Origin of the sequence: Mesorhizobium sp. M1142 (assembly GCF_040318565.1) — a bacterium.
Lineage (GTDB): Bacteria > Pseudomonadota > Alphaproteobacteria > Rhizobiales > Rhizobiaceae > Mesorhizobium.
Map to the genome: position 1 here is coordinate 1 of NZ_JAMYMK010000043.1, position 12901 is coordinate 12901.

Annotated in this window: 8 protein-coding genes and 2 pseudogenes; 2 read left to right on the forward strand and 8 right to left on the reverse strand. The window is 56.3% G+C overall.

The window, feature by feature from the left end:
• Positions 1 to 61: 61 nt before the first annotated feature.
• Positions 62 to 646 carry a serine hydrolase gene (locus tag NKH42_RS30295; protein WP_352974773.1) on the forward strand — a complete coding sequence of 195 codons (585 nt, stop codon included), beginning with the start codon at positions 62 to 64 and terminating at the stop codon, positions 644 to 646.
• A gap of 265 nt (positions 647 to 911) precedes the next feature.
• Positions 912 to 1033: pseudogene (locus tag NKH42_RS30300) on the forward strand (IS630 family transposase); the annotation flags it as partial.
• Positions 1034 to 1464: 431 nt separating this feature from the next.
• Here the strand turns inward: NKH42_RS30300 and NKH42_RS30305 are convergent.
• The 8 genes and pseudogenes from NKH42_RS30305 to NKH42_RS30340 all read right to left on the reverse strand — a co-directional run.
• Positions 1465 to 1734 carry a GntR family transcriptional regulator gene (locus NKH42_RS30305; protein WP_352974774.1) on the reverse strand — a complete coding sequence of 90 codons (270 nt, stop codon included), beginning with the start codon at positions 1732 to 1734 and terminating at the stop codon, positions 1465 to 1467.
• Positions 1735 to 2303: 569 nt separating this feature from the next.
• Entirely contained in the window at positions 2304 to 3146 is an 843-nt protein-coding gene (locus tag NKH42_RS30310) for an aspartyl/asparaginyl beta-hydroxylase domain-containing protein (RefSeq protein ID WP_352974767.1), read from the reverse strand.
• A gap of 48 nt (positions 3147 to 3194) precedes the next feature.
• Entirely contained in the window at positions 3195 to 5819 is a 2625-nt protein-coding gene (locus tag NKH42_RS30315; RefSeq protein ID WP_352974769.1) for an AMP-binding protein, read from the reverse strand.
• A gap of 847 nt (positions 5820 to 6666) precedes the next feature.
• Positions 6667 to 6951, reverse strand: a pseudogene (locus NKH42_RS31350) (helix-turn-helix domain-containing protein); the annotation flags it as partial.
• Between the two features lie 8 nt (positions 6952 to 6959).
• On the reverse strand, positions 6960 to 8621 hold the full coding sequence (locus tag NKH42_RS30325; protein WP_352974770.1) for a hydantoinase B/oxoprolinase family protein: 1662 nt from the start codon (positions 8619 to 8621) through the stop codon (positions 6960 to 6962).
• Positions 8622 to 8626: 5 nt separating this feature from the next.
• A complete protein-coding gene (locus tag NKH42_RS30330; protein WP_352974771.1) occupies positions 8627 to 10741 on the reverse strand; it encodes a hydantoinase/oxoprolinase family protein in 2115 nt (704 codons plus the stop codon).
• Between the two features lie 218 nt (positions 10742 to 10959).
• Positions 10960 to 11871: a glutamate 5-kinase gene (gene proB / locus NKH42_RS30335; RefSeq protein WP_352974772.1), complete on the reverse strand. Its 912-nt coding sequence runs from the start codon at positions 11869 to 11871 to the stop codon at positions 10960 to 10962.
• Between the two features lie 248 nt (positions 11872 to 12119).
• Positions 12120 to 12901 (reverse strand): ATP-binding protein (locus tag NKH42_RS30340; protein ID WP_502906435.1); only part of this gene is annotated, 782 nt, incomplete at its 5' end.

A 12901-nucleotide genomic window follows, 5' to 3' on the forward strand; every position in this document is an offset into this window, starting at 1 on the left:
GAGAAGCGGCTACGTTTCATGTCCTGGTCCTCTCGATGGGCCAGAACGAACTTCAAACCGGATTAGATCAGAGGGGCAAGGTCAAGCCGGCCCTTCGAGCGACACCCCGGAGATCGGGTTGGGCTGGTGGGTCGACGACGCTCCGGGAGAACGTGTCGTCTCTCACCTCGGCGGCGCTAACGGACAGCCGTGCTTGTTCGCCATGGTTCCGTCGCGGCGCTTCGCGATCGCTGTGCTGACCAACGGCGTGAATGGGTGGATCACAGCGCGGCGACTATTTGAATGGGCGTTGCGAACTTACTTTGGCCTCGCCTCGCCCGATCCGCGAATTCAGCCATCCATCGACGTCGAGGCTTGGGTCGGAACCTACGAGACTTGCTTGGAAAAGTACACGCTACGTCGCGAAGGGGAGCGGCTCGTGCTCGATGAGAGGCCATTCAAGGAGTGGCTCGAAGGTTTGACGCCGGCCCCCGCTTCGCACATCGGTGTTGAGGTCCGAGCGACTGATCCGGACAAGATGCTCATCGCCCCGGGCCAGCGCGAGCAGTTGGTCGGAACCGTGTTGCGCGACGCCAACAGAGGTTGCCGTTGGCTGCGCGTCCATCGCCGAGTCTCGCTCCGCAATCGAACAGAGGTGCACCCTTAGATTCGCTCAACCACGGACCCCCGCCTGCGCGGCGACAAACAAGGTGCGATTCGTATGATCGCGACATAAGAATTTCGCGGTAGGGACGCTCATTACTGAGCGCCCCCCCCGCACAGATCCACGCGGGCTGCTTCCCGCACGTGGCTCCTACCTTGAGTATTTGACGGCGAAGCGGACACTTGGCCAGGTCGTGGTCGAGTAGCTCAGCCATTCGGCTTTCGCCCTCACAGTACGCATCCGGTGAAGGCGTCACCGTGGGGATACCTTACGCGCCAAGGCCGAGAGAACCATCGCTGCTCTCTGGGACGCATCGGCTCGCTCCTTGACCAGTTCACAGCAGCCGAATGCGCCAACTACTTCCAGGCCGCCGGATATGACCCAGATTAAACAGGACGTGCTCTAGTCTGCGCCCTGCGCCCTCATTCGATTAGAAGAAGGCGCTTGCTAAGAGCCAGATTGATTTAAGATATTCGCGCCTCAACCTTTATTAATCCACCGTAAGCCGAGGAACAGCCACCTATAAGCGATTTTCAGGAGAATAACCTGATAATACCACTTATATGACCACGAAGATAATCTATTGCGGCGGGATTGCGCTCACCGCATAGTCGCAGAAGCTCGCGATGCTCCATATCGGCCTCATGGCTTCGACCAGACGCTACAAGCCGTCCTCGAACGAGGTGACCGATGCGAAGATGTTTTTTTTAACAATCGACAATGTTTCTGGTCGGACGGATGGCACGTATAGACATTTATGGAAGTTCCAATTTATCTCTCCGCGGTTAGACATGTCTTTGTCCTCATATTCTTTTTCATACTCATCTAAGATCGCCCCGGCAGGCAAATAGGTCTGTTTCTTGAAGCCGCGTAAGTGCATGCGATAGAATATCACATTCTAAGAGGATCCTCAGATCTAGCAGTTCGATAACGGTCTCGCGCTTCGTTGAAATGGCGAGGGCGCCTTTATGCGTTCTGAGGGACACTAGTCCTTCCGCCTGTAATTGTCGGAGCGCCTCGCGAACTGGCACCCGGCTTACCTCATACTCTTTTGAAATAGTTTCCTGCACGAGGGAGTCGCCGTCCTGGATTTCGCGCTAAGAATGCGCTCCCGCAAAGCCTCAACGAGCATTTCAGGTAAGCTTTGTCGTCTGAGTAGTAACCTTGCTTTCGGCGTGATGGGAATTGCCAACACTTGTCCCTCTTCATGCATGCATTCGTTCGAATGGTGTTGTCATATGTTTAAAGTGCGTATGAGTGGTGATCTGGCTTCATATGACCCGACGCCCCCTGACCCGCTCCACCTAGGCGTGGTCCCGGCTTGCGCTAGTAGCCTCCTAGCACTGCAGGCGCTCTTCCAAACGCTGATCGCCTGAGCAAATCAAACGCGGAGGACTTCTTTAACGGCTCCCGCACGGCCATTCCCAAGCCGTCGCGGCTGAGCTGGAGGTTCATGGGCACGATCGGCAAGCGGAGGCGCTGCTTTTCCAAGGATCGCGTGGAGGGTCTGCTGGACGCCCCCCCGGCCAGCCAGGTCCCAGACGATCGACGACGATTAAGTCGCCGCCGTGATCGAGCGGAGGTTGCGCTCCACGGGCCGGCGATGGGACCCGTTGGTCGATTCGATCGATAGCCTTGCGACCGGCTTCTCGTAGACTGATCAATAAGTCATGACCTCGCCAGCAGCACGATCAATGAGATAAAATCTTTCGAGTGAGTTGGCCTTTTTTAAGAGGGCCGGGTCGCCGCACCGTCGGCAGATTTCCTTCAGCCATCCATACATATCCTCGCAGCGAACTTTGTGGAAGAAGTGAAGCTTCGCCAGAATCGCGACGATCTCTCGAAAATTGGCCTCGCTGATAATCTCAGAGAGCCGCAGAATGGATTCGAGCGTTTCATTGCTCCACTCCCTGCGGGTGTCGACCCTAGCATTTCTTGCCGACGGCTGTTCGACGTTGCGTGCAAGCTCATCCAGGGAACGAGTCCCCTCGATGTCGACCACTAGATGCAATCGTGGCGTTGCTGAGAAACAGCCCGCGCTGTGCGGCAGGCTTGCATTAAGAAACCAGATTTCACCTCGTCCCATGTGGAATATATTATTCTCTTCTGTGTTGGCACATTTCTCATTGGTGTCAAGAACTAGGTGCACTCTGACAAATTTCCCGTCTAGTTCTAAATAATCACGGTGGGGTATTATACACGCGTTTTCCCCTATACGAATGACCCGCGCGTAGCGTATAGAATCCGCATCAAAATGATTTTCCAATAATTCATTGAGATAGGGCAAGGATTGGCCGAGAGGTGTTGCCACCGCTGGGCTCTCGTGGACGACCACTCTTTCCTCCTCCTGCTTCCCCGACCGATTGCGGAGCATGCAGAATTCCCACCGCCCGCATGCGAAATCCGAATATTCGCTCGAGAACTTGGACTTTGCCAAGACGGCCAAATCGTCTGCCAGTCGCCTTTGGTCAAGCTGGACCACACCTAATATCCGCGTTGTCATTGTTTAGTCTCCAAGTTAGTTCACTTCGTGGGTCAGGCATCTGCACGCTTATCCTATGGGATAAACGTGTTTTGCCTCGTTCCTGCCCTCTTTCCTAAGGAAGCCATATGGCTCCTTTCGCATACCGGGAACCAATATGGACTCCATGTCGTCCACGCTGACGAGCCTTGCGTAGGTTCCACCCAGCGCGAAATCACGAATGACGTCCTTCAATTCATGACGGTCGCGAGCGACATCACGCGCAAGAAACCTATACTCGGGCCTTCCCACGACATCGCGAACATAGATCGATGATGAGGCGTTAAGCGGCCCCTTCCCGAAATCGACAATACCCTCGATATCGATCGTCTTCATGTATGGCACCTGCGCCAACGCTTCACAGCGATGCACATGGGTAGCAACCGGCGTTCCCAGGCCCATGACAAAGCCCCCGAGCTGGCTGATCAATCCGAAGATCGAGTCGTCACCGAACGGGCTGAATTTCCACCAATCGGTTTCGCATATTTCCTGCGTTCTCGGGCCGGTCACGACTGTCGAATAAGCGGGATGTTTGGTGCGGCCCGCAGGAAGCTCTCGCATCACGAGATCTGCCAAAACCCCTGTTTCGGACTTGGTCTCTGTCCAGTGAAAGCGCTGCGTAGTGCAGTAGCTCAAAGTGAACGCGGGGAGAATAACGGTAGATGTCGCTGAAACGCGCTCTATCCCGTCAAGAAGAATTGCCGTTGCCTCTTTGGCAGTCACATTCCGTAACGCTGCAAGCGATGAGTGCAGTACTACAGTGCTGGGAGCCCGATTTTCAATGAAGTCGATAATTTGCGCCAACTCGTCCCTAAATTCGGCACCCTGTCCGCTCTTGCCTGTGGTGCTCGTATGAGATTCGCTGCTATCCACCGGTTGAATTCGGCTTGCCCAATCCCCGAGTGATAGGTCTTGCTCTTGATAGACATCCTCACCAAACATGAGGCCGGCTTCAGCCAATTTGAGTTGGATATCGAGGAAGTTCAGTGAATCTATGTCGCACTCCCGAGCGGTTAAGCTGGGAAATACCCATCTGCCCTTGGCGGCGTGGACCGCTTCCAGCAAATGATCCAACGGTGAGACCGCCGTATGTTCGGTCCGAGGTGTGGATTGGTTCATGTTCGCCCTGAGTGCCTCCTTGGCAATTCTCTCAAGGGCGCGCTGATCGAGTTTTCCATTGGCCGTGAAAGGAAGTCCGACAACAGGGACAACGAGCCTCGGAACACGATCATTTGGCAGGACATCCGACAGTCGCCGATGAACTCCCACGACGTCGGCGTCCGCAGGCGTCACCATGCAGACCAGATCTTGGCCCTTGTCGTCGCCTTTATCCACGACGACCACTGCTGAATCCGTGCATAGGCCCGTCTTATCGATGGCGCTGGTAATCTCCCCTTTCTCCAGTCGGGTTCCTCGATACTTGATCTGATCATCGTTTCTTCCGAGAAACCGCAATCCATTTTCTTCCGAGGCCACGACATAGTCCCCAGTGCGGTACAGCACTTGTTCACCGCTAGGCGTCAAGAATGGAACGAAGCGAAGTTTCGACTGTGCTTCGTCCGCCACGTAGCGTTGGGACGTTTGCACGCCTCCCACCCAGAGCTCGCCCTCGACTTCAAAACCAACGTCGGAGTTGCTTTGGTCAAGAACATAGAAATCAACGTTGCACGCTGGTTTGCCGATGAACATCGGGAGGCCTACGTCGCCACGGCGGCAATAGTGGTAGCTAACGGCAACACAGCACTCGGTTGGCCCGTAGCTGTTTACCAACGTAGCGTTGGGAAGAATCGAGTAGAATCGCCGCCTAACCGAGTCCTGCAAGGACTCACCATTGCAGACCACATATTTGAGATCCATGAACCGCTCCGCCACATAGGGGAGACGTTCAAGAGTTCCGAGGAAGCGTCGTAGCAGTGTTGGGACCATCTGAATGACGTTCGTGCGGCTTTGAATTAGGAATTCGATTGTTTGAATGATCTGTGCTTGCAGTTGCGTAGTAGGCAATACAATCGTGCCCCCGGTCGCAAAGGGTACGAAGAACTCCGGGATCGAGACATCGAATGCTGGTCGCGTAAGTTGCGAAATGCTGCTGCCCTCCGAGAAATCGATCATGTCGATATACCAGTCGACCAAATTCAGGAGAGCTGCCTGCGAGACCGGTACCCCTTTCGGGATTCCCGTGCTCCCGGAGGTGTGCATGATGTATGCAGTATTTGAGAACGCTGAATTGATGTCGCCGCGTGTCGGAAGACGTTCAATTCGAATCGAACCACCTGGATCTGGACTAACAATCGCTTTGGCGTTCGTGTTGCGGACTATATGGTCCAACCGTTGGTCGGAATCGGATGGATCAACAGGCACGAAGGCAACGCCCAGCATTTGGGTAGCAAGAATGACCGTGACAAGGTCTACTGATCGGGGAAGCTTGACGACGATAGCATCACCAGGGAGGATGCCGATGGCCTCGAAACGCCCCGTAAGACTGGACGCGGACGTCCCCAAGTCCCGATAGCTTACGTCGCCACCCTCGTTCGTACGCACAGCCGTGTTCGACGGAAATTTGTCCAAAGTTTTGGCTATAACATCTGCTATCCTGTCGTCGCCAAAACGTAACGCCCGGCGCGGACCTGACAGAGTCGATGTGAGACTTTGCATCGTCGGGCCTCCATTGCAGTTTTCGTCCACCGCCCTGCAGTGCTCAGGAACTGGACACTCCACCGGAACGCGGCCAAATCCCATTGGTCTAGCGTTGCGACTTGGAGCTTCAACAATCGTGCCAAATGCGCCGAGGGAGCGTCAGAAAAAATTGGCAAACCGTTCAATGGGTTAAATGTTGTACTGCAGGACGTTCGGTCTAGCGCTATCCTGTCGCGACCTCCATAAACCCGACAGCAGTTGTCGATTTACCGACGTTTTCCGATCCTGTCGGTTGGCATTTTGTCGCGATGTACGTGCAGATTGCAGATTCGATCGATGGCGTTGTCTATCCGAGTTTGCTGCAAGTCTCTGATCCCGCCTAGTCTCTGCGCGTAAAGGCGCGGTTATTCGACGAGAGGCCAATACGGGAGGCGATGTTCACCAATCGGACTTTGAATCTACGCCCGCATTAATGCGGGCCTCCAAGTTCGGTTCCGTCCGATCGGCTCCAGATTCAGTGCGCTCGCCCGAAAGACCCAGCGGCGGCCGTCGCTTCGGAAATTGGTGAGGCTGACGGGCTCCAGGTCTTCCAGCCGGAGGGCAGCGGTGCGCTTAGGACATGTAAGATCGCCGCGCGGATCACGCGGGCATGGGTGACCCGTCCCGCGGGCGAGATCGCTCAAGGATTCGCCGCCAAGGGTGCGATCCCTTGGCTGGCCATGCCGGCGGCTCTTCCAAGATACAGCGGGGACCAGGAACGGGAGCGCCAGCTGTGAGCGACGACGACGCCAGCCAATTTCTCCTACACATAAGTGCGCAAGTCTGCTGAGTGCAAGCTTGGTCGCTTTAGGAGGCGGGCCGATCACTCGGCATGCCACTGGGCAGTTGTCGCCCGATACTTCAACCCGCCGCTGCGGGTGGCTGCGTTGCGCCGCAGTTCACGGGAAATTGTCAAGGCGGCCCGCCCCCAGCGGCGCCCAATCGCCTGCGTGGAATGGCCCCGCACCCAGAAGCGGAGCTCCTCGCGCTCCACAATGGTAGGTAGGGCCCAGAGAGGGGGTATGCCGCGGCAATCGCCAGCCAGAAAGAATCTATCTCTTCATCGCCCCGCCACCGGCGGCCGTCCTGGTGAAGGAAGATTAGCCTCAATGAGGCCACCTACTCGATTCCGTACACCTCGTGCGCGCGCTCGCGCGTAATAAGACCGCTCTTGATATCCTCTTCGACTGCTGCACGGTCACGCTCCTTTGGATCCCCATATCCGCCGCCGCTGCCGGTCACGATGCGGATGACCTCGTCGGTGTGCGTAACAAGTTCCGAGACGAAGGCGAAGCGCTCGCTGGTGCCGTCCTTGCGTATGAACCGGACATAGTTGGGGGAGCCCTCCCGGCCGCCATTTAGGGCCCAGGCTGGGAACTTCGAGCGCGTATAGCCCACGGTGAGAAAGCCATTGTCGGCCCGCACGCGGTAATCCATTACGATGCCACGGCCGCCCACATACTTACCCTCACCTCCCGGCTCCAGATTGAGCTCCATTCGGTCCACGTAGAGACCATTGCGCGCCTCGTTGATTTCTGCCGGACAGTTGTAGGTTTCTCCGTGGAAGCTCGAGAAGATGCCGGTGTTACCATCGCTACGGTGGCCTGCACCCCAACCGCCGAGTTGCGGTTCAATGATAGTGTATTGATGGCCCATATCGGGGTGGATACCACCGATAAAGGTCCCGCAGAGCGACCCAAAATGTCCAGCCGGCAGTCGCTCGGGCATGTGCGGCGCTAGACAACGCCATATTAGATCCTTTATCCGCAACTCGACCTCATAGTAGAAGCCGAGCGGCGCCGGTTCCTTAGCATGAAAGACCGAGCCCTCGCGTGTCAGCAGCCGAATCGGTCGAAAGGAGCCTTCGTTTGCCGGCGAATGGGGATCGACCAGCGACTTGAATAACATCTGCGTGCAGACCATAACCCCGTCTCGGCTGCTATTCAGCGGGTTAGCCGATTGGTCTGGGTTGTCTCGTAGGTCGAGCAGGAATTCGGCATCTGAGATCATAATCTTCACATTGAAGATACGTCCGTCATCCTGTTCTTCGGAAAGCTCGAAGGTGCCCTTCGGCAGCTTCGCGAGCTCGGCGAGCGAGACCTGTTCGCCGACATCCATGGAGTGGCACATGGCGTTCTCGAACGTCTCGACACCGTACTTCTCGGCGAGTTCCTGCAGGCGATTAGCCCCAATGCGCACTGAGGCGATTGCTGCCCATATATCGCCTTCCAGTACGTCAGGCATGCGCGAATTCACTTTGATGATCTCAATCACGGAGTGAATGGGTTCGCCCTTCGAAATTATCTGGACAGCTGGGATGCGCAGCCCCTCCTGAAAGATCTCGGTAGCTTCGCCCGTGAGCGAACCCGGTGCTATGCCCCCGACATCTGAGTTGTGGGCAATATTCGCAGTCCAAGCGATGATGCGTCCGCCCGCGAAGACAGGCATCGCGACCACTATATCATTCAGGTGCGTGACGCCCCCGTGGTAAGGATCGTTGCTTGCGAAAACGTCACCTGGCTCGATTTCGCCCCTCTTGCCGAACTTTTTCTCGATCACCTTCACAGCCTTGTCCAGCACGCCCACGAAAGCCGGGATACCTGCTCCGGACGAGGCGAGCGCGCCTTTCGCATCGGTGATGCCGGTGCCCATGTCGAGCACCTCGTAAATGATCGAGCTCATCGCGGTTTTTTTCATGACCGCGAACATCTCGTCGGCGATTGCGTGCAGCGAATTTTGAATGATTTCCAAGGTGATCGGATCGTGGAGCCTTGTCGCCATTGTCCCTATCTCACTAGATGGATGCAGATGTTGCCATAGCCGTCGACGTGAGCCCGGTTGCCCGGATGGACGAGGACAGTGGTGCCCAAATCCTCCACGATCGCGGGGCCACTGAAGGTCATGCCCGGTTCGAGCTTGCTGCCGTCATAGATCGCGGCCTTGTGAATGCCCTCAAGGGCGTAATCGACATTGCGGTAGCCCTTTAGGGCATCCTCCGCCACCGCTCCGGTGAAAGCACAATTCTGCATGGTAAGCTTACTGACCTCGGCAGAGGCCACCAGATGGATGCCGACCATTTCGACCGGCGCACTGAGCCGATAGGTGTATTCACGCTGATAAGTCTCGTGGAAGGATGCCTCGATCTCAGCGAGCTGCTCGTCAATGATTTGGCCCGCGGCGATCAACACCTCGGTGGTATGTCCCTGATTCTGGTAGCGGAACTTGCCGTAGCGCAAAAACCGGATCCTGGCTGCCTCGATGCCTTCGGCTACAAACTGTCTGCGGCTTTGCTCCTCCACTTCGGCGAAGGCCTGCTCGATACCCGCTGCAGCGCCCGGCTTCAAATCGATAGGGCGAGTTACGAAATAGTCGCGCCGAAGGTCCGACATCATCATACCCCAGGCCGAGAAGACGGCAGCGGCGGCCGGTACGACAACCTTCCGCACGCCGAGTTCGGCAGCCAGCGCTACCGCGTGCATGGGGCCGCCGCCGCCGAATGCGACTATCGTGAAGTCTCGCGGGTCATAGCCGCGGTTGACCGAGACTAGCTTCAAGGCGTTGACCATATTGTTGTTGGCAATGCGGATGATGCCGCGCGCAGCCTCGTCAGTGTCCACGCCGAGCTTCTGGCCGACGGCGTCGATCGCCACCTTTACGGCGCCCATATCAGCTACGACTTCGCCGCCGCAGAAATAATCCTTATTGATGCGGCCGAGCCAGAGATTGGCGTCGGTAGTGGTCGCCTGCCTGCCACCCCGTCCGTAAGCCGAGGGACCTGGTAAGGCGCCGGCTGATTGGGGGCCAACATGAAGCTTGCCGAAATCATCAACCCAGGAGATCGAACCGCCGCCACTGCCGATCTCGACCAGGTCGACCACCGGCACCATGATCGGATACCCCGCTGAGGTGCTGTCGCGCTCGATCCAGTATTCGGTCTTGATCTTTACCTCACCATTCTCGATCGACGAGCACTTCGCCGTCGTTCCCCCGATGTCTAGCGCAAGCACGTTCGCCTCCCCGATTAGCTTGCCGAGCTCGGCTGCGCCCAAGATGCCAGAGGCAGGTCCCGATTCGACCATTGTGATTGGAATTTTCGAGACGGATTCAAGTGAATCCACGCCACAGTTGGATTGCATAATGTAGGGGCTTTTTTTGAAGCCTTTCTCCCTCAACCCCGCGAGCAGACTTGACAGGTAGCGCTCGGAGACCGGCTGTACATGGGCCGACAGCACTGCCGTGTTGGTACGCTCATATTCGCGCCATTCGCGTGTAATCTGGTGCGAGGACACGACCGAGACGCCTGGCCAGAGCCGCTGCACCTCGGCGAGTGCGGCCTTTTCGTGGCTGGTGTCCGCGTAGGAATGGAGAAAGCAGATTGCGACAGCTTCAACGCCTTCCGTCTTGAAATCTTCGATGATTGCCGAAAGACCGGACAGGTCGAGCGGCTTCAATTCCTCGCCCCTATAGGATATGCGGCCCGGCAGTTCGCGACGTAGGTAACGCGGAACGAAAGGTTTCGGCTTCCGATAGTTCAGGTTGAAGAAGTCGGGACGGTTGCCACGCGCGATCTCGAGCGTATCGCGAAAGCCCTCCGTGGTAATGAGCCCGACCTTGGCACCTTTTCGCTGCGTTATCGCGTTGATAATGACGGTGGACCCATGGGCAAGGAAGTCGACCGAACTTGGGTCGACGCCACCCTTTTCTAGCACATTCAACACACCCTTCTCGAAATTGGGCGGGGTGGTATCGCATTTCGCTGTGATGATGCGGCCCCCGCCCGTCGAATGATTAGTCTCGAAGCAAACGAGATCGGTGAAAGTGCCCCCAACATCCGTCGCGGCGCGGATCGTATATAGGTCATCACGGCCTCCCTCGGCGTTCAATGAAGAGAAATCAGGCATCTCAATGGCTCTCTCTACGGGGCCGGTTGCGTAACTTCGCCTCCCGGGCGGTGATAACCGGAACTGCGCCGGCGAGCGTACGAGTCCTGTAGATTGAGGAACCCTTTCGCGGTCAAATCGAGCTAACAAGGCCCCCTTTCTCGAACACGGGCAACCTCGACCGCACTTCACGAGAAAGCAGCCATACCAGAGAAGAGATTCATGGCCTCAATACTCAGTCACGGCGCTTGGGTCTCCGACGTAGGGTCGGCGCGGCTAGCACTCTCCTTTCCGGGCGCAATGAACCATGTTGTTGGCGCCCCGTTCTCGATGGCGGCGAGCGGGTAAGATTTGTTTCCTTTCGCAATGACCATGTGACAGCCCGCTTCCATCGCTATCCTTGCCGCCATCAATTTTGTCACCATGCCGCCCGAGCCATGTCGCGCGGGTGAAAGGCCTGCGATGGTTTCTATCTCCGGGGTAATGCACCGCACCTTTGGAATTATATGAGCCAACGGGTTGTCGTGTGGATCTTCCGTGAAGAGGCCATCAACGTCAGAAAGCAGAATGAGAACATCAGCCATTGCAATTTGCGCGACCCGTGCCGCGAGCCGGTCATTGTCGCCAAGACGGATATCGGCCGTTACGGTCGCGTCGTTCTCGTTGATAACGGGTACAGCGCCAATTTTGAGAAGCTGTTGAAGGGCCGACCGCACATTGAGGCGGCGACGCTGATTGTCTATATCTGAGCCGGTCAACAGAACTTGCCCCAGGCCAAACCCATGACGGTTCAAACTCTGTTCATAAGCAAGCATCAGTCGAATCTGACCAATCGCGGCGGCCGCTTGCTTTTCCTCAATTCGCAAAGAAGATCTGTCCAAGGGCTTCCAGTGACATGAACCTGCCGCCACAGCACCAGAGCTGACGATGATCACCTGCTGCCCGCGTGCGAAAAATCGGACAACATCCTTTATCAACGTTTCGAGCCAAGGACCGCGTACCTCTCCGGTCTCTGGATCGGCAACTACTGCGGAGCCAATCTTCACGATCAGCCGCCGAGCCGAACCCACTTTCGCCGCGCTCGTTATTGCTGTCTTTGAGTTGTCTTCTGTAAATTCAAGGCATTCGCTGACATTTTCACCCTGCCACATTCCCGACATATCCTTTTACATTATATTAATACGTCAGCCAGTTTTACTACTATATAGAAGTTCGTTGTTCATGACAAAATGACTTACTGTCCGTATTTCGACTATCAGCGATCTACATTCCTGACCTTTACCCACTACCAACCTTCGCAATCAATGCGTTGTCTTTAATTCATCCAGAATCGAGGGAGGCATCATTTTCGACCTGCTGATCTCTCGTGCTCTCAATTTGCACCAATGTTCGGCGATGATCACATCTTATCTGTCGCCGCATGCAGTTGCGCCTGTTCGTCCACGGCCGGAAAAGGGGTGATCGACCAATCGATTAGGGCGACGGCGCGTTGAAGAGCGCCTTCGGTTTCAGCAAGACTGGGTGAAGTGGCAATGACATGTCCGATCCAGTCTCGGAAATCGCCCTTCCTGACGATCGGCGTCTTGGGTTCAATATACAATTTGACCTCGGCGACACCCGGTATAGCAACTGCCTGAGTGTCGCCACCGATCCATTCGAGGATGCCGTCTTGATCAGGAAACAGGAACCGGGCGGCCGCAGTGTGCGAATGCCTTCTGCGCAAATCCCATTCCTCACCGATGACAAGCTTGATGTGTTCGGTGATGAGATCGATACCGTAAGCCAGATGATAAAGTTGAGGATCGGGCATGCCACCGAGACGCGGATTGACCTCAATGACGACCGGGCCATGCTTCGTCCACCGGAAGTCAATGTTCGTTGGCCCCCAGCCGAGGCCGAGAGCTCGCAAACAGCGCAGCGAAATATTGGCAATGCGCTCACGTTCGTCATCGGTCAGCAAGGCCGGCAAGGTGACATGACGATAGACGAAATGCGGTGGGGGACCGAAGTCAGCGGCGGCAATCCCAATGACTTCATTGCCCATTATCTCAGGCCCAAAAAGAGGGCCTTGTGCGAATTCTTCGACCAGGATCCTAGGCTCGGACCGCCATATGTGCTTCCCGCCCAACAGATAGGTGGTGTGTTCGGCTAGCTCCTCGACGTCGCGGCACAATCGGACCC

Bases quoted from the DNA above. Each gene is read 5' to 3' on its own strand.
- NKH42_RS30310 (WP_352974767.1), bottom strand. From the start codon at position 3,146: ATGACAACGCGGATATTAGGTGTGGTCCAGCTTGACCAAAGGCGACTG.
- NKH42_RS30315 (WP_352974769.1), bottom strand. From the start codon at position 5,819: ATGCAAAGTCTCACATCGACTCTGTCAGGTCCGCGCCGGGCGTTACGT.
- NKH42_RS30325 (WP_352974770.1), bottom strand. From the start codon at position 8,621: ATGGCGACAAGGCTCCACGATCCGATCACCTTGGAAATCATTCAAAAT.
- NKH42_RS30330 (WP_352974771.1), bottom strand. From the start codon at position 10,741: ATGCCTGATTTCTCTTCATTGAACGCCGAGGGAGGCCGTGATGACCTA.
- proB (WP_352974772.1), bottom strand. From the start codon at position 11,871: ATGTGGCAGGGTGAAAATGTCAGCGAATGCCTTGAATTTACAGAAGAC.